This window comes from Methylobacterium sp. Leaf399, assembly GCF_001424525.1.
Taxonomy (GTDB): Bacteria; Pseudomonadota; Alphaproteobacteria; order Rhizobiales; family Beijerinckiaceae; genus Methylobacterium.
In genome coordinates, this window is sequence record NZ_LMQK01000012.1 from 430,678 (window position 1) to 450,788 (window position 20,111).

The following is a 20,111-nucleotide window of genomic DNA, read 5'->3' on the forward strand; positions in this document are numbered from 1 at the left end:
CCGAGGGCGGAGTCAACCGAAGGCCGCATCTCTGCAGGTCGTCGCCGGCCGCGCCAACCCGGAGCGGTTGCCGGGAGGCGAGCCGTGCGGCATCACGGAACCGTAGTCGTTGCGAGGGATCAGGATGGCGCGGGCATGACGATCACCGAGCGACCGCCGGCGACACCGACCCGGGCTGCGCCGGGGTGTCGCGTGACCGGCGATGCTCGCCCATGCTGACGGTGCTCCTCGGCCTCGCGCTGCTCGCCGTCCTCGTGCTCATGCTGGTGCGGCGGCGCGACATCGGCCGCCTGACCTCGCTGGCGACGCTGATCGCAGGGGTGATGGCCCTGCTCTGGCTCATCGACAGCGGGCTCCTGCCCGGCTCGCAAGGGCCTTTGACGCCGGCCCGGCCGGACACCCTGTTGGATGCCCGCTGACGGGCGCGGCCCTCAGAAGAAGATCGGCCGCGCGCTGGCGTTGTGTTCGGCCAGGACCGCATCGGTGGCCGGATCGATCTCCCTGAGCACGGCGTCGTAACCCCACAGATCGGCGAGATGCTGGAGCACGCGCTTGGCGTCGTCCTTCTGCAGGGTGATGCGGTTCAGGGCCTTGTGGTGGAGGATGAGGCGGCGGTCCCCTTCGAGGTCGACGTCGATCACCTCGATGTCGGGGTCGAGCCAGGCGACGTCGTACTGCCGGGCGAACGAGCGGCGCAGCTTGCGGTAGCCGCGCTCGTCGTGGATCGCCGCCACCCGCAGCTCGGATTCGTCGGGGTCGTCCACCACGTGGAACAGGCGCATGTCGCGCATGAGCTTGGGGCTGAGAAACTGCGCGATGAAGCTCTCGTCGCGGTAGTTCGCCCAGATATCGCGCAACGTCGCCATGGCGTCACCGGTGCCGGCGATTTCGGGGAACCACTGCCGGTCCTCGTCGGTGGGCTGCTCCACGATGCGGGCGATGTCCTGCATCATGGCGAACCCGATGGCGTAGGGGTTGTGCCCGCCGTAGCCGCGTTCGTTGTAGTTCGGCTGGCGGATGACGTTGGTGTGCGACTGCAGGAATTCGAGATAGGCCGCCTCGGTGATCAGCCCCTTCTCGGAGAGGCTATTCATGATCCGGTAATGGCAATAGGTGGCGCAGCCCTCGTTCATCACCTTGGTCTGGCGCTGGGGATAGAAGTACTGCGCCACCAGGCGCACGATCCGCAGGATCTCGCGCTGCCAGGGCCGCAGGCGGGGAGCCGCCTTCTCCAGGAAGTAGAGGATGTTCTCCTGGGGCAGTTCGAGCAGCGCCTTGCGCCGCTCCATCGCCACGTCGGGCCGGACGCCGGCGACCTTCTGCGGCAGGGTCCGCCACAGGTCGTTGTAGATCTGCTCGCCGTGCTCCAGCCGCTCGCGCTCGCGCCGCTGTTCCGAGGCGAGGTCGGGGCGCTTCTTGCGGGGATAGCGGTGCACGCCCTGGCTCATCAGGGCATGGGCGGCATCGAGCACCTGCTCCACCGCCTGATGGCCGTAGCGCTCCTCGCAGCGGGTGATGAAGCCCTTGGCAAAGTCGAGGTAGTCGAGAATGCCTTCCGCGTCGGTCCACTGCTTGAACAGGTAGTTGTTCTTGAAGAAGTGGTTGTGGCCGAAGGCGGCGTGCGCGATGACGAGCGTCTGCATCGTCGCCGTGTTCTCCTCCATGACGTAGGAGATGCACGGATCGGAGTTGATGACGATCTCGTAGGCCAGCCCCATCAGGCCGCGGCGGTAGCCGGCTTCGTGCTGGGCGAAGTGCTTGCCGAACGACCAGTGCTTGTAGAACAGCGGCATGCCGATCGAGGCATAGGCGTCGAGCATCTGCTCGGCGGTGATGATCTCGATCTGGTTGGGGTACCACGACAGCCCGAGCGCGGCCGCCTCGGCCTCGCAGGCTTCGTGGATGCGCCGGATGGTGTCGAAATCCCAGTCGTTGCCGGTGAACAGGGGTTGCTGCGCACCTGAGATGTTTCCACCCGAGACGTGTCTTGGTGCCGTCCCCGTCATGCCCCCGCCTCCGTACGTGCATCCTTGCGCCCGAACAGTTCGCGGAACACCGGATAGATCTCGCGCCGGTGGTTGACCTTGCGCATCGCGATGGCGCCGCCGGATTTCGCCAGGGCCTCGTAGGTGCGCCACAGGGTGGTGCGGTGCTCGACGAAGCCGGCACGCGGGCCGTTCTCGTCGCCGACCTCGAGGTAGGCGAAGTGCTGGCAGGCCGGCAGGATGTGGGCGCGCAGGAGGTCGGTGGCGGTGGGCGCGTCGCTCGAGACGTTGTCGCCGTCCGAGGCCTGCGCCGCGTAGATGTTCCAGTCGTTGGGGTCGTAGCGTTCGGTGATGACCCGCTTCATCTCCACGAGCGCCGAGGACACCAGCGTGCCGCCGGTCTCGCGTGAGCCGAAGAACGTCTCCTCGTCCACCTCCGTCGCCTTGTCGGTATGGCGGATGAAGACGATCTCGACGTGGCGGTAGCGGCGCGTCAGGAAGATGTGCAGCAGGATGTAGAACCGCTTGGCCAGGTCCTTCATGTGCTCGGTCATCGAGCCGGAGACGTCCATGAGGCAGAACATCACCGCCTGGGCCACCGGGCGCGGATAGGTCTCGAACCGGCGGTAGCGCAGGTCGAGGGGGTCGACGTAGGGGATGCGCTTGGCGCGCTCGCGCAGGGCCTCCAGGGCGAGCCTGAGATCGGGCAGGCCGGGGTCGGTCTCGAAGGCCTCGGCGATCTGCGCTTCCAGGGCCGCGATCTCGTCGGGCTTCGGACGCTTGAGGGCGATGCGCCGCGACATCGAGTTGCGCAGGGTGCGGGTCAGGGCGAGGTTGGCGGGCGAGCCGGAGACCGTGTAGCCGGCCCGGCGCAGGCCCTCGGTCTCCACCACGGAGAGCCGTCGCTTGGCGAGGTCGGGCAGCTCGAGGTCTTCGAGGAAGAGTTCCAGGAACTCGTCGCGTGTGAGGACAAAGCGGAATGCGTCCTCGTTGTTCTCGTTGCCGTCGCCGCCCTCCCCCGAGCCGCCGCCACCCGATCCGCCGGGCGGGCGCTCGATACGGTCGCCCTCCACGTAGGTCTTGTTGCCCGGCAGGATATGGTCCTGCAACCCGCTGCCGAACTGGCGGCTGAAGCGCGGTTCGCGCACCCCGTCCACCGGCACGGTGACGCGGCCGTCCTTGCCGAGATCCTTGATGTCCTTCTCGCGCGCCGATTCTCGCACCGAACGCTGCGCCATGTCCTTGATGCGGCGCAGGAAGCGCTGACGGTTGGGGAGGCTCTTGCCTCCCGGATTGAGTCGACGGTCGACGATGTGCATCCGGTCTCTTCGCCCTCGCCCCAGGAGTGCCGCGGGTCCCGGTCGTCCGGACGGTCCCCTGCAGGGAGCCGTCCGGAGGCCGTCCTCATCCGGCCTGCTTCACGCGCATGTACCATTCGACGAGGCGGCGAACCTGCCGCTCGGTGTAGCCGCGCGCCACCATGCGCTCCACGAACTCGCCGTGCTTCTTCTCGGTGTCGCCGTCTTTCTTGGAGCCGAACGAGATGACGGGCAGCAGTTCCTCGACCTGGCTGAACATGCGCCGCTCGATCACCTCGCGCAGCTTTTCGTAACTCGTCCACGACGGATTTCGGCCGCCGTGCTGCGCCCGTGAACGCAGGGCGAACTTGACGACCTCGTTGCGAAAATCCTTCGGGTTGGCGATGCCGGCCGGCTTTTCGATCTTGGTGAGCTCCTGGTTGAGGAGTTCGCGGTTGAGGAGCTGGCCGGTCTCGGCGTCCTTGAAGTCCTGGTCCTCGATCCAGGCGTCCGCGTAGTCGATGTAGCGGTCGAACAGGTTCTGGCCGTAGTCGTGGTAGGACTCGAGATAGGCCTTCTGGATCTCGTGCCCGATGAACTCGGCGTAGCGCGGCGCCAGTTCGGTCTTGATGAATTCGAGGTAGCGCTTCTCGGTCTCGGGCGGCAGCTGCTCGCGGCGAAGGGCCTGTTCGAGCACGTACATGAGGTGGACGGGGTCGGCGGAGACCTCGGTCGTGTCGTGGTTGAAGGTCGCCGCCATCACCTTGAAGGCGAAACGGGTCGAGATCCCGTCCATGCCCTCGTCGACGCCGGCGGAATCCTTGTACTCCTGCATCGAGCGGGCACGGGGATCGACCTCGCGCAAGCTCTCGCCGTCGTAGACCCGCATCTTCGAGAAAGCATTGGAATTGGCATGCTCGCGAAGGCGCGAGAGCACCGAGAACCGAGCCAGCATTTCCAGTGTGCCCGGTGCGCAGGAAGCCGCCGACAATTCCGAGCCGGAGACAAGCTTTTCGTAGATGCGCTGCTCCTCCGTCACCCGCAGGCAGTAGGGCACCTTGATGACGTAGATGCGGTCGATGAAGGCTTCGTTGTTCTTGTTGGTCTTGAAGGTCTGCCACTCGGACTCGTTCGAGTGGGCGAGGATGATGCCCGTGAAGGGAATCGCGCCGATGTTCTCGGTGCCGACGTAGTTGCCCTCCTGCGTCGCCGTCAGCAGGGGGTGGAGCATCTTGATCGGCGCCTTGAACATCTCGACGAATTCGAGGACGCCCTGGTTGGCGCGGTTCAGGCCGCCCGAATACGAATAGGCATCGGGGTCGGCCTGGCTCAGGGTCTCCAACCGCCGAATATCGACCTTGCCCACCAGCGAGGAGATGTCCTGGTTGTTCTCGTCGCCGGGCTCGGTCTTGGCGATGGCGATCTGGCGCAGGCGCGACGGCCGGACCTTGATCACCTTGAACTGCGAGATGTCGCCGTTGAACTCGTCGAGGCGCTTGAGGGCCCAGGGACTCATCAGGCCGGTGAGGCGCCGGCGCGGGATGCCGTAGCGCTCCTGGATCTCGGTCCCCATCACCTCGGGGTCGAACAGGCCGAGCGGACTCTCGAACACCGGCGAGACCTCGTTGCCGGCCTTGAGCACGTAGACCGGATGGACCTCCATCAGGGCCTTGAGGCGCTCGGCCAGCGAAGACTTGCCGCCGCCGACGGGGCCGAGCAGGTAGAGGATCTGCTTGCGCTCCTCCAACCCTTGCGCGGCGTGGCGGAAGAACGAGACGATCCGCTCGATCGTCTCCTCCATGCCGTAGAATTCCGAGAAGGCCGGGTAGACCCGAATGGTGCGGTTCATGAAGACGCGGCCGAGGCGGGCATCCTTGGCGGTGTCGACGAACTCCGGCTTGCCGATCGCGTCGAGGATGCGCTCGGCGGCGGAGGCGTACATCAGGGGTTCGTCGCGGCAGGCCTCGAGATAGTCGGAGAGGCTCATCTCCGTATCGCGGCGGGCCTCGTAGCCCCGTGCAAAGCTCTGGAAAAGGTCGTTCGTCGACGGCATGGGCTCTCCGATCCCCTCACGACATTCGCAGCTTCATCCTGTCTGGCCTCTGATGCAACTGACAGGCCCAGATTTGTCGCAGTGCGATGGAGGCCGGGACACCCCGTGTGATGACGGCCACACGGGGCCGAATTTGGGCCGAGCGCCCGAACCACCGGGCCCGGCCGCCGGTGCGTGGCTTCCCCTCGCACGACCTCTCGAGGGCGGCCGTGTCGGATCGCCGGCCCATCGCTCGCCGGCCTATCGCGGAGGTGCACGCCTGACGCCCTGCCCGCGATCGAATGGGAGCGAGGCCGGTACGGTTCCCGGCCTCACCCCCTCCGTCCGTCGTCCTCAGAGGTCGGTCCCCTCCTTCTTGGCGTCGCCGCCCGTCTTGGCGGCGGCGGGTCCCACCGTGATCTTGATGGTCTGGGTCTGCACCTGGCCGTCCGAATCCTTGATGTCGACCACCACCTCGTCGGCGCCGGTGTAATTCGCCTTGGCCTCGTAGAAGACGGCCTGGACGGCGGCGTCCTTGCCCGGGCAGCGATAGCTCGCGGGCGTCTTGATCTTGCCGACCTTGGTGACGAGCGACCCGTTCTTGGGGGCGCCGCTGACCCGGATCTCGGGCATCGGGCCGGCCGAGCAATCCTTCTTCAGGTTCGGGACGATGGCGAGCCTGACCGACTTGCCGCTGGCCACGCTCTCGCTGCGGGTGACCGTGGTCTGGGCGAAGGCGGGGCCCGACAGGGCGAGGCCTGCAAGGAGGATGGCGGACGAACGGATCAACATCGGGATGACACTCCGGTGCGGGCGCGCCGATGAGATCCGGAGTGTCCCGGCCCGGTCGCGCCCCAACACCCGTGATGTGGGGAGCGCGAGGGGGAGCGTCGAGGGCCGTCCGCTCTGCGGCGGACGATGATCGGTTGGGCAGGCTGCCCTCTGCCGGGGCACGGATGCCCGAGGTCGACGGAAGACTCGAAGCAGATTGCCTCGAAACCGGGCGGGAATCACGATTCCGCGGAAACGTCCGGCAGCACCAGGTCCGGCAGATCCATCTCCGGCGGAAGCCGCAGGGCGACAAGCCTGTCGCGGCAGACCTGAAGATCGGCGAGCACGTCTTCCAGGAGGGCGCGGTCCGTGGCGGTCATGGACGTGGGGGCGTCCGACCCATCCTCGCCGGTGTCCGCGTCGCGCGCCGCCGGCGCCGCCGCTTCGGCCTCGCCGCGTCCGATCGACTGGACGAAGCGCACGCCGCCTTCCTTCAGGATGCGCTGAGCGCCGCGGATGGTGTAGCCCTGCCCGTGCAGCAGGCGCTTCACGCCCTTGATGAGATCGACGTCCTCCGGCCGGTAGTAGCGGCGCCCGCCTGCCCGTTTGACCGGCTTGATCTGGGTGAAACGCGTCTCCCAGAAGCGCAGAACGTGCTGCGGCACGTCGAGGTCATCGGCGACCTCGCTGATCGTGCGGAAGGCCCCGGCGCTCTTCTCCGATCCGTCAACGCCATCCCGGGTTGCCGCCAGCGCCATGGTCGCTCACTCCTCGTCGTGATCCGCCGCGCCGTTCATGCCGTTGATCCGGGCCTTGAGCACGTTGGAGGGCTTGAACACCATCACCTGGCGCGGCTCGATCTCGACTTCGACGCCGGTCTTCGGATTACGGCCGATGCGTCGGCCCTTGCTGCGCACCACGAACGATCCGAACGAGGACAGCTTGACCGTTTCTCCCTGCGCGAGGCAAGCGCAGATTTCGGCGAGCACCGTCTCCACGAGGGCCGAGGATTCAGTGCGGGACAGGCCGACTTGCTGATAGACGGCCTCGCTCAGATCGGCGCGTGTGACCGTCTTCCCACTCATGAATCCGTCCCCGGGCCGTTTCTACGTTTGACACGTATCTCTATGATCGGACACGCTAATCGCCCGCCCGGTCCGGGTCAACAGAAAGCCTTGGCCTTACCAGCGGATCAGCGCGGCGCCCCAGGTGAACCCGCCGCCGATGGCCTCGATCATCAGGAGGTCGCCGGGTTTGATGCGCCCGTCCTTGCGGGCGACGTCGAGCGCCAGCGGAATCGAGGCCGCCGAGGTGTTGCCATGCCGGTCCACGGTCAGCACCACCTTGTCGCGGGCGATCCCGAGCTTGTCGGCCGAGGCTTCGATGATGCGGCGGTTGGCCTGGTGCGGCACGAACCAGTCGAGGTCGTCCGCGGTCGTCCCGGTGGCATTGAAGGCGTCGAGGATCACGTCGGTGACCGAGCCGACGGCGAATCGGAACACCTCCTTGCCCGACATCCGCAGGTGCCCGGTGGTGCCGGTCGAACCGGGACCGCCGTCGACGTAGAGTTTGTCGCGATGGCGGCCGTCCGACCGTAAGCTGGAGGCGAGCACGCCGCGGTCCGCGATCGTCCCCTGCCCGTCCTGAGCTTCGAGCACGATGGCGCCGGCGCCGTCGCCGAACAGGACGCAGGTGGTCCGGTCCTCCCAGTCGAGGATGCGCGAGAAGGTCTCGGCGCCGACGACCAGCGCGCGCCTGGCCGAGCCCGAGGTCAGGAACTTGTCGGCGGTGGTCACCGCATAGACGAAGCCGGCACAGACGGCCTGAAGGTCGAAGGCGAAGCCCTGGTGGATGCCGAGCGCCGCCTGGATCTGCGTCGCCGTCGAGGGAAAGGTGTGGTCAGGCGTCGAGGTGGCGCAGATCACGAGATCGATGTCGTCGGGGGTCAGGCCCGCATCGTCGAGGGCGGCCCGCGCCGCCCTGGCGCCCAGCACCGAGGTGGTCTCGCCGGGGCCGCAGAGGTAGCGTTGCCGGATACCGGTACGCTGGACGATCCAGTCGTCGGAGGTGTCCACCGTCTCGGCCAGCGCGGCGTTGCTGACGCAGCGCGACGGCAGCGCCGAGCCCCCGCCCACGACCACGGAACGCAGGATCGTCATCGCATCCGCTCCTGCATCGGGGGCGCCCTCACGCCGAGGCCGCCGTCGGCGTCAGGTCGAGCATGTCGCGGATCGTGCGCATGAGGTCGTGGCGGGCCATGTCGTGGGCTAGGTCCACGGCGGCCGCAAAGCCCTGCGCGTTCTCCGAGCCGTGGCTCTTGATGACGATGCCCTCTAGCCCGAGGAAGACGCCGCCGTTGGCGCGGCTCGGGTTCATCTTCTCCCGCAGGGCCTTGAAGGCCTGGCGGGCGAAGAAGTAGCCGATCCTGGCCGAGAGCGTGCGGCTCATGGCGGCCCGCAGGTAGGTGCCGATCTGCTTGGCCGTGCCTTCCGCGGTCTTGAGGGCGATATTCCCGGTGAAGCCCTCCGTCACCACGACGTCGACGGTGCCGAGGCCGAGATCGTTGCCCTCCACGAAGCCGTGATAGGTCAGGCCCGGCAGCGGCGACTCGCGCAGGATGCGGGCCGCTTCCTTGACCGCCTCGTTGCCCTTCATCTCCTCGGTGCCGACGTTGAGCAGGCCGACGGTCGGCGTGTCGAGGTCGAACACGATCCGGGCCATGGCCGCGCCCATCAGCGCCATCTCGACGAGGTGCTCGGCGTCGGTGCCGATGGTGGCGCCGACATCGAGCACGACGCTCTCGCCGCGCACCGTCGGCCACAGGCAGGCGATGGCGGGGCGCTCGATGCCCGACAGGGTCTTCAGGCAGATCTTCGACATCGCCATGAGCGCGCCGGTGTTGCCGGCCGAGACCGCGGCATCCGCCTCGCCGTCCTTGACCGCCTGGATCGCCCGCCACATCGACGACTTGCCGCGCCCCGAGCGCACCGCCTGGCTCGGCTTCTCGTCCATGGCGATGGAGACGGTGGTGTGGCGGATCTCGACGGCGCCCTTCAGGCGGGGCTCGGCCGCCACCAGCGGCCCCAGCACGGCCTCGTCGCCGAACATCAGGAAGGTCATCTCCGGATGTCGCTCGCGGGCGAGGCCCGCGCCGGGGACGACGGTCGCGGGACCGTGGTCGCCGCCCATGGCGTCGAGGGAGATGCACACGCGTTGTGACATGACGGGTCCGGCCGGTGGCCTCGTGCGAAGGGGTGCCCCGGTCGTCAAGGGCGGGATGGAGGCGCCGCATCGTGCGGGGCCCTGCTCGGCGGGGCGGAAAATAGCGATCCGGGCCCACCGGGCAAACGAAATCTGCGGTGCCTGGCGCGCGAAGCCCCGCGCCGGCCCTCAGTCCTGCCGCCCCGGAGGCTGCCCGAGGGGATCGAACGGTCCGGGCTCGGCGTCCTCGATCACGGGGGTGAAGGCGATGCCGGGCTTGCGCGGATAGGGGTCGAGGCCCAACGCCAGGAACTCGGCGGTGAGGGTTCCGAAATCGATGGTGTTGCCGACGATGGGGTCGGGCACGTCGACCTCCTCCGCATCGGTGCCCGCGAGAATGTCGGTGTCGGTGAAGACCACTTCCGCGGGCTCCGACACCGGCGCCTCGAACGGATCGAGGCTCACCGTGCAGGTCTGGGTGACGAGCGCCGTCACGGTGCCGGTGACGATCAGGCGCGAGGACGGGCCGGCGACGCGAAACCGCCCGACCAGGTCGCGGATCGCGGGGATCTTGAAGTCGGCCGCCAGCGCCAGGCATTCGGCGGGTGTCGCCGTCACGATCACCTCGCTGCCCTCCTTGCGCAGGCGATCGATGCGGGTCGGGCGCGAGAGCGGGCCGGGCTTGGGGTCCCTGGTCCGGTCGTGGCGTGGCGGGTGGTCGTGACGTGTCATGGCGCACCCGTCTGGTCGGTGAAGGCGTCGGGCGAGGGGAAACCAGGCCCCGACGCCAGCAGGGCGTCGAGGTCCGTCCCCTCCAGGGCGGCGGCAGCGGCCAGGACATAGCGCGCCAGGCCGGCCCCGTGCCCGGGTTCGGGTGTGCCGATGACGTTTCGGGCCAGCGCCGTAGCGAGCGCCTCACCGTCCTTGGTCGCCAGGTCTTTGGTCGCCAGGTCTTTGGTCGCCAGGGCGGCACCGTAGGTCTCGGCCCGTCCGTAGAAGGCGGCACCGAGCTTCTTCATGCGCTTGGGCACGCCGAAGTCGCCGACGCCGAGTTCGCGCAACGACGAATCGAGCTGCAGGAAGACCGCATTGACGAGATCCTGCGCCACGTCGGCGGCGGGCTCGGGCAGCGTCTCAAGGCGCCGCAGCACCAGGATGACGTGCAGGCACAGGCACTCGAACCGGCCCTCGACCGTGTCGGGCACGCCGAGGCCGGTATAGAGCCCGGGCTGGCGCGAGGCGTCGTTGATGCGCCGGTGCAGCGTCTCGACGGCCAGCCCCCGCGGCGCCTCACGCCTGAACAAACGCCAGATCACGATCGGGTCCCCTGCCCGCAACGGCGGGGCCAACGCACCTGCGCTTGGGCGGAGGGCTGTGTCCGGGCTTGCCTTGTCAAAACCATAACCCCGCGGTACGGCAACGAACGGTCAAGGTGCAAGGGCTCCCGGTCGTCACCGGGTTACCTGCACCGCACCGAAGATGCGTTCAGTTGTTCAAGATCAAGGGTGGTCGATGTCGCGCCGTCTCGTTTCGTCGCTCGCCCGTTTCGCTATCGTCGGTCTCGTCGGTCTCGGGGTATCGGGCTGCATCGGTGAGGATATCCGCCACGGATACCAGATCGATCAAGCCGCGCTCGCCACCGTGAAGCCCGGGATGAGCGCCGAGCAGGTCCTGCAGATCCTCGGCACGCCGTCGACCGTTTCCACCGTCGGCAACAAGTCCTGGTACTACATCACCCAGAACACCCGCCGCACGGTGCTGTTCCTCGGTGAGCAGGTCGAGGACCAGAAGGTCACGGCGGTCTATTTCAACGCCGGCTTCAAGGTCGAGCGCGTGGCGCTGTACGGCCTCCAGGACGGCCGGGTGTTCGACTTCATCGAGCGGACGACCCCATCCAGCGGCGCCGACCGCGCCTTCCTCAGCCAGCTCTTCCGCGGCCTCACCCGCTACGAGCCGTTCGGCAGCGGCAGCGGCACCAGCATCGTCCCGGGCGCCAGAAGCGGCCTCTGATCCGTCCCGTCGACGGGACGACGCGAGGGTTCGACGCCCTCGTCGTCGTCGCCGGTATGGCGCTTCACTGCGGGATAACGGCCGCCGGGATGTCGGTCGGTTTCGTGAAGACGAAGGCCGGGTGTCTCGCCTCCAGGGTATCGGCCCGCGTATAACCCCAGCTCACCGCCGCGAAGTCGCAGCCGGCCGCCGTGGCCGCCTCGTGATCGCGGATCTCGTCGCCGACATAGAGTGTCGCCGTACCGGGCTCGCCTGCCCGCCGGACCGTTTCGGCGAGACGCCTGGCCTTGCCGAACAGCGAGGCGCCGCAAGCAAAATACCGGATCGTTTCCGCGAGTTCCGGCCCGAGCACGGTGCGGATCGTGCCCTCGCCGTTCGAGCTGACGACGGCCAGCGGAATCCCGGCTCCGGCCAGTGTCCGCAGCATCGGCGCGATGCCGGGAAACAGCCCGATGTCGGCGCGATCGCGCACCGCCAGCGCCTTCATGTGCCGGCTGACGAAAGGAAGCTTCCAGGCCGGGATGCCGAGGTGGCGAACGATGGCCCGCGCATCCATGCCGCGCATCGTATGGAGGTCGGCTTCCGCGACGCCCCGGAAGCGATAGCGGGCGGCCACGTCGTTGAGGACGCCACAGAACCAAGGGAAGCTGTCGGCCAGGGTCCCGTCGAAATCGAACGCCACGAGACCGTAGGGCCGCGCCGAAGCCGGGCGTGACCCGTGGGCGAGGTTGTCGTCGCCACACCGCGCCATCGGGCTCATGCCCGTCCCGAATTCGGTCAATGCCGCAGGTTGGCCGCGGGAACGCCCAGGTGCATGACGAGGCCTCCCGGCGCCCAGTCGTGGTGCAGGGTCCCGTCGAGTTGTCCGGCGACGCTGCGTTCGGCCAGCAGGGTGCCGAAGCCCCGCCGCGACGGCGGGCCGGTCACCACCGGCCCGCCGGTCTCGGCCCAGGTCAGTTCGTAGGTCCCGTCCACGAGGCGGCCCGTGAGGGTGACGCGCCCCCCCGGCGTGGACAAGGCGCCGTACTTCATGGCGTTCGTGGCCTGCTCGTGCATGATCAGGGCGAGCGCGGTTGCCGAACTGTCGCCGATCGCGACGTCGTCGCCCTCGATCACGACGCGGGCGCGGCCCTCGTCGCTGTAGGCGGCCATGATCAGGCGCATCAGGCCGAGAACGGTCTGATCGCCCACCGAGGGCGCGCTGGCCGGCGAGTGCGGGCGGACGTATTCGTGCGCCTGCGCCAGGGCACCCAGGCGCAGGCGGAACGCCTCGACGAAGGGCTTGGCGGTGGGATCGCCCCGCCCGGACAGGGCGGCGATGCCGCCGACCACGGCGAAGATGTTCTTGATCCGGTGGGACAGTTCCTTGATCAGGAGATCGCGGGCTTCCTCGGCGCGTTTGCGCTCGCGCAGGTCGCGGGTCACGGTGGCGTAGCCCATCGGCACCCCGTCGTCGTCGTGGACGGGGAAGACGGTGCACAGGACGGCGATCTCCTCGCCTGTGACGACGTGGCTGAACGTCAGTTCGCCTTCCCACCAGCCCTCGCGCCGGACCGCGGGCAGGACGACCGCCTCGATCGTCGTTTGGCTCGATGGCGTGAAGTAATCCCGCAGTTCCATGCCCGTCACGGCCTGGCGGTCGGGCAGGCCGACCAGGCGTCGGCCCGCGGCATTGACGTGCAGCATCGCCAGCGAGGTATCGGCGATGCCGATGAAATCCTTCGATTGCTCGACGATCGCGGCGAGCTTGCGGGCCTCGCCCTCGGCCAGCTTAAGATCCTCGATATCGGTGCAGGTCCCGAACCACCGCTCGATGCGGCCTTCGGCGTCCCTCAGGGGCATCGCCCGGCCGAGCGTCCATCGGTAGGCGCCGGACCGGTGGCGCAGGCGGTATTCGACCTCGTAGGGCTCGCCGGTGGCGAGGCTGTGGCGCCAGCGCGACCACGCCCGCTCCTGGTCGTCGGGGTGGAACACGCCGTTCCAGCCCTCGCCGTCGGTGGAGCCGACCGGCACGCCGGTGAACTCGTACCAGCGGTCGTTGTAGAAGTCGTGGAAGCCGTCCGGCAGCGTGGTCCAGACCATCTGCGGCATGGCCGCGGTCATCACGCGGAACCGGCGCTCGCTCGCGGCCAGTTCCGCTTCCTGCGCGGCCACCTCCTCGCGGATGCGCCGGGTCTCGATGAGGGTGGCGACCTGGCGGGCCAGGGCGCACAGCACGTCGGCCTGGATGTCGGTGAGCCCGTCGGGGCGCGCCGCGGCGTCGAGGATGCACAGGCTTCCCAGCGGCAAGCCACCGGAGGTGCGGATGACAGCGCCGGCGTAGAAGCGCAGGGCCTGGGGGCCGGTCACGAAGGGGTTGTCGCGCGTGCGGGGGTCGAGGGTCAGATCGGGGATGACGAGCAGCGCCTCGCTCTCGATCGCATGGGCGCAGATCGAGACCTGTCGTGACGTCTCCGCCTCCGGGAAGCCCACGCGGGCCTTGAACCACTGGCGGAATTCGTCGACCAGGCTGACGAGGGCAATCGGCGCACCGGTGATGCGGACCGCGATCGCGACGATGTCGTCGTAGACCGATTCCGGAACGGTATCGAGAATCTTCAGGTCGCGCAGATGCGCGAGCCGATCGTTCTCCGCCCAATGACAGACAGCCGATAGACAGGGGTCGTTCGAACTCAAACCTCTGAACCCTCGCTGGACAACCGTCCATAGGCCCGAAATGCGGCCTGCGATAGCTTCACTTGCGGTCGAGCTTACACGAGTCGCCGCGCGCTGAATGGAGGGCTAGACCAAATGGCGTAGGTCCGGCGCCATCGTTAGCAAAACGGTCACCAAAGTCCGGCCGTCATTGTACGAAACGATACAATAGCGGCCTGGTCGATCACCTCATCCCATTTCCGGGTGATCACGTCGTGATGCGGACATGGGCTTCGCTCAGGCGCCGCGCGGGCTCGGTGATACGGTTTCCGCTTGGATCAAGCGGGAACCGTATCACGTGGTCAGGGTGACGCCCGGACCGGCCGGTTCAGGCCGCGTCGGCCCGTCCCAGGGTCGGGTAATCGACGTAGCCCTCGGGTCCCTGGCTGTACCAGGTCTTGGCATTGTCCTTGTTGAGGGCAGCGCCCTCCGCCAGTCGCTTCGGCAGGTCGGGGTTTGCGAGGAAGGTACGACCGAAGGCGATGGCATCGGCCTCGCCCGCATCCAGCGCGGCCTGCGCCCTGGGGCCGTCGTAGTCGGAGTTGAGCACCAACGGACCGCCGAAGGCACGCTTGATCGCCGGGGCCACGGGCGGGCGGTTGGCGGTGCCGAAGGTGCCGTTCGGGCCGGGCTCGCGCAGTTCGAGGAAGGCGATGCCGACCTCCGCCAGGGCGGCGGCCGCTGCGGTGAACAGGGCCTCGGGGTTGGAATCGTCGACGCCCTGGATCTCGCCGTTGGGCGACAGACGCACGGAAACACGCTCCTTGCCGATGGCGTCGGCCACGGTCCTGGCGACCTCGGCGAGCAGCCGGACCCGGTTCTCGACCGACCCTCCGTAGCGGTCGTCGCGCAGGTTGGTGCCGTCGCGCAGGAACTGGTCGATCAGGTAGCCGTTCGCCGCGTGGATCTGGACGCCGTCGAAGCCGGCCGCGATCGCGTTGCGCGCGGCGCGGTCGTAATCCGCCAGGAGCCGCGGGATCTCGTCGAGGCCGAGCGGACGCGCCTCTTCGTAAGGCTTCTTGCCCTCATAGGTATGGGCCTGGTCCGGCGCCGTGGTCGCGGAGGCCGAGACCGGCTTCTCGCCGTCGAGGAAGGCCGGGTGCACGATGCGACCCATGTGCCAGAGCTGGCAGACGATGCGGCCGCCGGCGCCATGCACGGCGGCCACGACCGGCTTCCAGGCGGCGACCTGCTCGTCGGTCCAGATGCCGGGGCAGAACGGCCAGCCGGTGCCTTCGCGGCTGATGCCGGTGGCCTCGCTGATGATCAGGCCGGCGCCGGCGCGCTGGGTGTAGTATTCCGCCATGATCGGCGTCGGCACGTGCTCGCGGGTGGCCCGGCCGCGGGTCAGCGGAGCCATGAGGATGCGACTGGGAGCGTCGATCGCGCCGAGGCGGATCGGATCGAACAGTGACGGCATGAAAGGGATTCTCGCGTTCTTGCGTGTCGAGGGTGGGGACGCGCGCGATCGTGGGCGGGCGTCGTCCCATGCGGGATTACATGGGGCCGCGCGTCGTCCGCACCAGCCGCTGCGGGTCGGCAAGCGGTGCGTCCGCGCACATCGGCCTGTGCCGGCGGCGGCCGGATGTCGTCAGAAGTGGCTGAAGGACCCGGTCGCGAATCGCCGTTGGCTACCGTCTGGAAAGAGGAAGAGCGGCCGCCCCGCCCCGGCCGTCACCGTTCCGATGACGGCCATCGCCACATCCGCCGCCCTGGCGTCGGCCAGAAACGCCGTCAGCGCGTCCGGCGGCACCGCGCACAGGATCTCGTAGTCGTCCCCCCCCGTCACGGCGAGGTCGTGCAGACGGGGATCGCGGACCACGGCGGCGCGGGCGGCCGGCGAGAGCGGCACGTCGGCCATGGCGACGACCGCGCAGCGTCCCTCGCCGGCAAGCATCTTGGCGAGGTCGCCGGCCAGACCGTCCGACACGTCCATGGCCGCCCGCGCATGGCGGCGCAACGCCGGCGCCAGCGCGAGGCGGGGTCGCGGATGCCGGTAGCGGTCGACGAGGGTGGCGACCGAGGCGTCGTCGAGGCCCGCGGCCCAGGCCGGGCGCTCGCCGCGCGCCAGAGGCAGTCCGAGTGCCGCATCGCCGATGGTGCCGGTGACGCACAGGCGATCCCCGATCCGGGCCGTCATCCGGCGGACCATGGCCCCGGCCGGAACCTCGCCCAGGGCCGTTACGCCGACGAAGGCGGGCCCCGTGGTGCGCACCGTGTCGCCTCCGAGCAGCGGACACCCGAACTGCGCGATGGCCCGGCCCAACCCGGCGGCGAAATCGGCGAGCCAGGCCTCGGTCCAGGCCTCGGGCAGCCCGAGGTTGACGACGAACCCGCACGGGGTCGCGCCCTTGGCGGCGAGGTCGGACAGGTTGACGCCCATCGCCTTGCGGGCCACCGAGGCGCCGGCGTCGTCGGGAAGGTAATGGATGCCCGCCACCACCGTGTCGGTGGTCACGACGAGGTCGTACCCCTCGCGGGGCGTCAGCGTGGCGGCGTCGTCGCGCAAGCCGTCGGCGCCAGGTCCGGCCAGAGGCGCGAAATAGCGCGCGATCAGCCCGTCCTCGCTCGGCCGCTCCCCCGCCACCGTCCCCTCAGCCCTTGGCGGTGCCGGGCAGGGTGGCACTTCCGGGCAGGCCCGCGAACTCGATGCCGCGCACGTCGCGGGCGACCTTGTCGAGGACCGCATTGACGAGGCCGGGTTCGTCGCCACCGAAGAAGCTATGGGCGACGTCGACGTATTCCGAGATCGCCGCGCGGGCGGGGACGTCGCGGCGGAACATCAACTCGTAGGTGCCCGCCCGCAGGATCGCCCGCAACACCGCCTCGATGCGCTTGAGCGACCAGCCGGCGGCCAATGCCCGGTCGATCTGCGGATCGATGGCACGCTGCTCCTCGACGACGCCGCGCAGGAGATCGCGGAAGAACGCGATCTCGGCGGGCGGATGATCGATGCCTTCGACCTCGCGGCCGATCCAGAAGGCTTCGAACTCGGCCAGGGCCTCGATCACGCCCTTGTCGGAGATCTCCATCTCGTAGAGCGCCTGGACCACGGAGAGACGCGCGCCGCTGCGCTCGTTGGTCCGGGTATTCTGGGGCTTGGCCATGGGGCTAGTCCTCTCCGACGGAGGCTGCGGCCGCGGCGCGCTTGAGCGCCAGCACCGCGAGGGCGGCCTCGGCGGCGCCGCCACCCTTGTTCATCTCGGCGACGCGGGCGCGGGCCTCGGCCTGGGCCTGCGTCTCGACGGTGAGGATGCCGTTGCCGAGCGGCAGTCGCAGCGTCACCGACAGGTCCATGAGCGCGCGCGCGCTTTCCCCGGCCACGATGTCGTAATGGCCGGTCTCGCCGCGGATGACGCAGCCGAGCGCCACCGCCGCATCGTAGGGCTGGCCGGCGCGTGCCGCCGCTTCGATCAGGATGGCGATGGCGGCGGGGATCTCGAGGGCGCCAGGCACCGTCACCACCACCGCCTCGGCCCCGACCCGGTCGATCGCCGCCTGCGCGCCCGCCAGGAGCTCGTCGGCGAGCCCATCGTAATAGCGTGCTTCCACCACGAGGACGCGCGCGCCTTTCAGAGCTTCCGCGAGGCCAGGGTCGCTTTTGAATGTCTGGGTCGCAGATACCATGCCGGCCTCGTCGCTGCTGTTGGTCCCGGGGGCGTTCCACCGCCCCGGGTTCGGCGCGAACGAGCCCGTCGCACACACGACCCACGAGGTCTCGTCCGCGGCCTGCCCGATGAGCCTCGACGGCTCGTCGGACTCCTTCTTGCGAGGGATCGGGACGCCGCAGCACTAGACCGAAGGCCGGCGGCTCACAAGCGCGGGACCGGTGCAATCGGCCGGCCGGCGTCATTCCGGGTCCCCTGAGCGATCGGCCTGCCCGGACGCGAGCGGCGACCGCCCGTTTCCGGGAGGCCGCCGTCCATCTTCTTTGCGTCTGCCGCTCTCAGGCAGCGCGGATGTCGGCGAGGAAGCCGTCGACCTCCTCCTTGACGGTGAGCGACTGCGTCGCGAGTTCGGCCGCGGCCATGAGCACCTGCTGGGCCGCACTGCCGGTCTCGCTCGAGGAGGCGAGGACGCGGGCGACGTTCATGGAGACGTCCTGAGTGCCGCGCGCCGCCTCGGAGGCGTTGCGCGAGATCTCGTTGGTGGCCGCGGTCTGTTCCACCACCGTGGAGGCGATCGTACCGGTGATCGTGTTGACGGTGACGATGGTGCGGCCGATCTGCTGGATCGCCGTGAGGGCAAGACCCGAGGCGGCCTGGATCGCGGCGATCTGGCTCGAGATCTCCTGGGTCGCCCGTGCCGTCTGCCCGGCGAGCTCCTTGACCTCGGAGGCGACCACGGCGAAACCCCGGCCCGCCTCCCCGGCGCGCGCGGCCTCGATGGTGGCGTTGAGCGCCAAGAGGTTGGTCTGGCCGGCGATGCTGGAGATCATGGTGACGGCCTCGCCGATCTTCTCGGCTGCGGCGGCCAGGTCGGTCATCGCCCCCGTGGTCGCCTCGGCCTCCTGCGCGGCATGGCCGGCGACCTCGTTGGAGCGCTGCACCTGACGCTCGATCTCCTGGAGCGAGGCCACCATCTCCTCGGCCGCCGACGCCACCGTCTGCACGTTGGCCGACGTCTCCTCGGCGGCGGCACTGGAGGCCATGGCTTGGCCGTTGGTGCTGTCGGCGACCCCCGTCATCGAACGGGCGGTGGCGTCGAGTTCGGTGGCGGCCGACGTCACGATCTCCAGGGAGCCGGCGATCCGCCCCTCGAAACTGCGTACGAGCTGGTCGACACGGTCGGCCCGGCGCTGGCGGGCCGACTGCTGGGCGACCTGCTCGGCCTCCAGTTCGATCCGGGCAATGGCGTTGCGACGGAACACGTCCACGGCCTTGGCCATGTCGCCCATCTCGTCCACGGCGTCCTGCGAGGGAACATCGACCGCCGTCTCGCCCGAGGCCAGCCGGCGCATCGCGGCCGTCATCCCCGAGATCGGCAGGATGATGCTGCGCGCGATCGCGAAGGCCAGACCGACACCCAGCGCCAGGATCAGGCCGATCAGGCCGAGCTGGACGGTCTTGGCCGTCGACATCGTGGCGTTGCTCTTCTCGACGAGATCCTTGAGCGTCGCTTCGAGTTTGGTGCGCACCGCGAGCCCGGTCGCATTGATCGTGTCCACCTGCGGCGTCAGCGTCTTGTCATAGAACTCCTCGGTCGAGACGACCGCTGCCGAAGTCGCGCCGAAGTTCGCGCCATAGCCGGCCAGCGCCTCTTCGATCGTCTTCACCACCCGGATCTGTGGCGTCGCAGCGTAGAGGGCACGCAGCTTCTGGATCGTCAGCTTCGCCTTTTCGAAATTCGTCGCGAAGGTCGCCGGGCCCTTGGCATCGTTCGTGGCGAGGAACCGCCAGGCGCTGACCCGGACCAGGAGTACGGCGCTTTCCACCTCCGCCGCCGCCGCGACGCCATCGGCATCCCCGGTCGCGCGGAACTCGGTCACGAGGGCATTGGTGGCCTTGGTGAGGTTGTCGCCGGCCGTGAACAGCTTGGCCTTGTTTTCACGAATCTGGGTCCCGAACTCGATCAGCTTGGGCAGATTGCCGATGAGGCTCACCGTCTCGTCGCGGATGGCGGCATAGGCAGCCCGACGCTCCTCACTGAGAGCCCTCTCCGCCAGACCGTCCCCGGTCTCCTTGATCGAAGCCAGGGTGGCGGTCATGCCTGCGGCCCGTTCCGGGGTCGGGGTCGTGCGAAACTGAGCGCTCTGGGCCATGAGCCGGTCGGTGAGCCCGTTGACCGTATAGAGTTCGCGCGCGGCCCGCTCGATCCGGGCCCGTGTCGCGAACGTCGCGTCGAGATCGTCGAGCTGGCTATAAGCGAAGCCTCCCATCGCGCCTGCAAGAATGACGAGCGCAGAAATACCGCCATAGAGGCGCGAACGGATACCGAGTTTCATAAGCGTATCTCGACGAGAGAGGCTGAGTTCGCAGCCCGTTGCCTTGGCTGCACATCCGTCTCGCGAGTCGAGCGGCGCCTCGACACGGTTAATAGCGTCGCATTAAGGATCGATGAAGAGATATATTGATAAATTCATGACCAGCGCTCGACAGACCAATCATATACAAAATGCAA

General features: G+C 68.6%; 19 protein-coding genes. 2 read left to right on the forward strand and 17 right to left on the reverse strand.

What is annotated here, in order from left to right:
- Window positions 1-212 precede the first annotated feature (212 nt).
- Window positions 213-419, forward strand: coding sequence for a hypothetical protein (locus tag ASG40_RS10100; protein WP_055884498.1), 207 nt, complete (start codon window positions 213-215; stop codon window positions 417-419).
- A 12-nt stretch (window positions 420-431) separates the two neighbouring features.
- On the opposite strand, the gene ASG40_RS10105 is transcribed toward ASG40_RS10100, so the two are convergent.
- The 10 genes from ASG40_RS10105 to ASG40_RS10150 form a co-directional block, all read right to left on the reverse strand.
- A complete protein-coding gene (locus ASG40_RS10105) occupies window positions 432-2,006 on the reverse strand; it encodes a SpoVR family protein (protein WP_055884502.1) in 1,575 nt (524 codons plus the stop codon).
- Window positions 2,003-3,304 (reverse strand): YeaH/YhbH family protein, encoded by a 1,302-nt coding sequence (locus ASG40_RS10110; RefSeq protein ID WP_055884506.1) that lies wholly within the window; start codon window positions 3,302-3,304, stop codon window positions 2,003-2,005. Before ASG40_RS10110 ends, ASG40_RS10105 begins: the two co-directional genes overlap by 4 nt.
- 85 nt (window positions 3,305-3,389) lie before the next feature.
- On the reverse strand, window positions 3,390-5,336 hold the full coding sequence (locus tag ASG40_RS10115; RefSeq protein WP_055884509.1) for a PrkA family serine protein kinase: 1,947 nt from the start codon (window positions 5,334-5,336) through the stop codon (window positions 3,390-3,392).
- A 333-nt stretch (window positions 5,337-5,669) separates the two neighbouring features.
- Entirely contained in the window at window positions 5,670-6,107 is a 438-nt protein-coding gene (locus tag ASG40_RS10120) for a hypothetical protein (RefSeq protein ID WP_055884513.1), read from the reverse strand.
- A gap of 218 nt (window positions 6,108-6,325) precedes the next feature.
- Complete coding sequence (locus ASG40_RS10125) at window positions 6,326-6,844, reverse strand: MerR family transcriptional regulator (RefSeq protein WP_055884518.1); 519 nt, start codon at window positions 6,842-6,844, stop codon at window positions 6,326-6,328.
- A gap of 6 nt (window positions 6,845-6,850) precedes the next feature.
- Window positions 6,851-7,171, reverse strand: coding sequence for an integration host factor subunit alpha (locus ASG40_RS10130; RefSeq protein WP_055884521.1), 321 nt, complete (start codon window positions 7,169-7,171; stop codon window positions 6,851-6,853).
- A 96-nt stretch (window positions 7,172-7,267) separates the two neighbouring features.
- The gene (locus ASG40_RS10135; RefSeq protein WP_055884525.1) at window positions 7,268-8,245 is read right to left on the reverse strand and encodes a beta-ketoacyl-ACP synthase III; all 978 of its coding nucleotides are present in this window, start codon (window positions 8,243-8,245) and stop codon (window positions 7,268-7,270) included.
- Between the two features lie 28 nt (window positions 8,246-8,273).
- Window positions 8,274-9,308, reverse strand: coding sequence for a phosphate acyltransferase PlsX (gene plsX, locus ASG40_RS10140; protein WP_055884528.1), 1,035 nt, complete (start codon window positions 9,306-9,308; stop codon window positions 8,274-8,276).
- Window positions 9,309-9,476: 168 nt separating this feature from the next.
- Complete coding sequence (locus tag ASG40_RS10145) at window positions 9,477-10,019, reverse strand: YceD family protein (RefSeq protein WP_055884533.1); 543 nt, start codon at window positions 10,017-10,019, stop codon at window positions 9,477-9,479.
- Window positions 10,016-10,603: a ubiquinol-cytochrome C chaperone family protein gene (locus ASG40_RS10150; protein ID WP_055884536.1), complete on the reverse strand. Its 588-nt coding sequence runs from the start codon at window positions 10,601-10,603 to the stop codon at window positions 10,016-10,018. Before ASG40_RS10150 ends, ASG40_RS10145 begins: the two co-directional genes overlap by 4 nt.
- A gap of 196 nt (window positions 10,604-10,799) precedes the next feature.
- Between ASG40_RS10150 and ASG40_RS10155 the strand changes: the two genes are divergently transcribed.
- Window positions 10,800-11,297, forward strand: coding sequence for an outer membrane protein assembly factor BamE (locus ASG40_RS10155; protein WP_055884545.1), 498 nt, complete (start codon window positions 10,800-10,802; stop codon window positions 11,295-11,297).
- 64 nt (window positions 11,298-11,361) lie between these two features.
- Here ASG40_RS10155 and ASG40_RS10160 read toward each other — a convergent pair whose 3' ends face one another.
- From ASG40_RS10160 to ASG40_RS10190, 7 genes are all read right to left on the reverse strand, one after another.
- Complete coding sequence (locus tag ASG40_RS10160) at window positions 11,362-12,057, reverse strand: HAD hydrolase-like protein (RefSeq protein ID WP_338011773.1); 696 nt, start codon at window positions 12,055-12,057, stop codon at window positions 11,362-11,364.
- Window positions 12,058-12,074: 17 nt separating this feature from the next.
- A complete protein-coding gene (locus ASG40_RS10165; RefSeq protein ID WP_055884548.1) occupies window positions 12,075-13,973 on the reverse strand; it encodes a PAS domain-containing protein in 1,899 nt (632 codons plus the stop codon).
- 346 nt (window positions 13,974-14,319) lie between these two features.
- Window positions 14,320-15,411 carry an alkene reductase gene (locus tag ASG40_RS10170; RefSeq protein WP_055884551.1) on the reverse strand — a complete coding sequence of 364 codons (1,092 nt, stop codon included), beginning with the start codon at window positions 15,409-15,411 and terminating at the stop codon, window positions 14,320-14,322.
- Between the two features lie 171 nt (window positions 15,412-15,582).
- Window positions 15,583-16,578, reverse strand: coding sequence for a thiamine-phosphate kinase (thiL, locus tag ASG40_RS10175; protein WP_055884554.1), 996 nt, complete (start codon window positions 16,576-16,578; stop codon window positions 15,583-15,585).
- A 7-nt stretch (window positions 16,579-16,585) separates the two neighbouring features.
- A complete protein-coding gene (nusB, locus tag ASG40_RS10180; RefSeq protein ID WP_055884558.1) occupies window positions 16,586-17,098 on the reverse strand; it encodes a transcription antitermination factor NusB in 513 nt (170 codons plus the stop codon).
- Window positions 17,099-17,102: 4 nt separating this feature from the next.
- Window positions 17,103-17,618 (reverse strand): 6,7-dimethyl-8-ribityllumazine synthase, encoded by a 516-nt coding sequence (gene ribH / locus ASG40_RS10185; protein ID WP_055884561.1) that lies wholly within the window; start codon window positions 17,616-17,618, stop codon window positions 17,103-17,105.
- A gap of 319 nt (window positions 17,619-17,937) precedes the next feature.
- Window positions 17,938-19,935 (reverse strand): methyl-accepting chemotaxis protein, encoded by a 1,998-nt coding sequence (locus tag ASG40_RS10190; RefSeq protein WP_055884563.1) that lies wholly within the window; start codon window positions 19,933-19,935, stop codon window positions 17,938-17,940.
- Between the last annotated feature and the right edge of the window lie 176 nt (window positions 19,936-20,111).

Excerpts from the sequence above, each read along its gene's own strand:
- ASG40_RS10100 (WP_055884498.1), top strand. The coding sequence starts at position 213 with ATGCTGACGGTGCTCCTCGGCCTCGCGCTGCTCGCCGTCCTCGTGCTC.
- ASG40_RS10105 (WP_055884502.1), bottom strand. The coding sequence starts at position 2,006 with ATGACGGGGACGGCACCAAGACACGTCTCGGGTGGAAACATCTCAGGT.
- ASG40_RS10110 (WP_055884506.1), bottom strand. The coding sequence starts at position 3,304 with ATGCACATCGTCGACCGTCGACTCAATCCGGGAGGCAAGAGCCTCCCC.
- ASG40_RS10115 (WP_055884509.1), bottom strand. The coding sequence starts at position 5,336 with ATGCCGTCGACGAACGACCTTTTCCAGAGCTTTGCACGGGGCTACGAG.
- ASG40_RS10120 (WP_055884513.1), bottom strand. The coding sequence starts at position 6,107 with ATGTTGATCCGTTCGTCCGCCATCCTCCTTGCAGGCCTCGCCCTGTCG.
- ASG40_RS10125 (WP_055884518.1), bottom strand. The coding sequence starts at position 6,844 with ATGGCGCTGGCGGCAACCCGGGATGGCGTTGACGGATCGGAGAAGAGC.
- ASG40_RS10130 (WP_055884521.1), bottom strand. The coding sequence starts at position 7,171 with ATGAGTGGGAAGACGGTCACACGCGCCGATCTGAGCGAGGCCGTCTAT.
- ASG40_RS10135 (WP_055884525.1), bottom strand. The coding sequence starts at position 8,245 with ATGACGATCCTGCGTTCCGTGGTCGTGGGCGGGGGCTCGGCGCTGCCG.
- plsX (WP_055884528.1), bottom strand. The coding sequence starts at position 9,308 with ATGTCACAACGCGTGTGCATCTCCCTCGACGCCATGGGCGGCGACCAC.
- ASG40_RS10145 (WP_055884533.1), bottom strand. The coding sequence starts at position 10,019 with ATGACACGTCACGACCACCCGCCACGCCACGACCGGACCAGGGACCCC.
- ASG40_RS10155 (WP_055884545.1), top strand. The coding sequence starts at position 10,800 with ATGTCGCGCCGTCTCGTTTCGTCGCTCGCCCGTTTCGCTATCGTCGGT.
- ASG40_RS10160 (WP_338011773.1), bottom strand. The coding sequence starts at position 12,057 with ATGAGCCCGATGGCGCGGTGTGGCGACGACAACCTCGCCCACGGGTCA.
- ASG40_RS10170 (WP_055884551.1), bottom strand. The coding sequence starts at position 15,411 with ATGCCGTCACTGTTCGATCCGATCCGCCTCGGCGCGATCGACGCTCCC.
- nusB (WP_055884558.1), bottom strand. The coding sequence starts at position 17,098 with ATGGCCAAGCCCCAGAATACCCGGACCAACGAGCGCAGCGGCGCGCGT.
- ribH (WP_055884561.1), bottom strand. The coding sequence starts at position 17,618 with ATGGTATCTGCGACCCAGACATTCAAAAGCGACCCTGGCCTCGCGGAA.
- ASG40_RS10190 (WP_055884563.1), bottom strand. The coding sequence starts at position 19,935 with ATGAAACTCGGTATCCGTTCGCGCCTCTATGGCGGTATTTCTGCGCTC.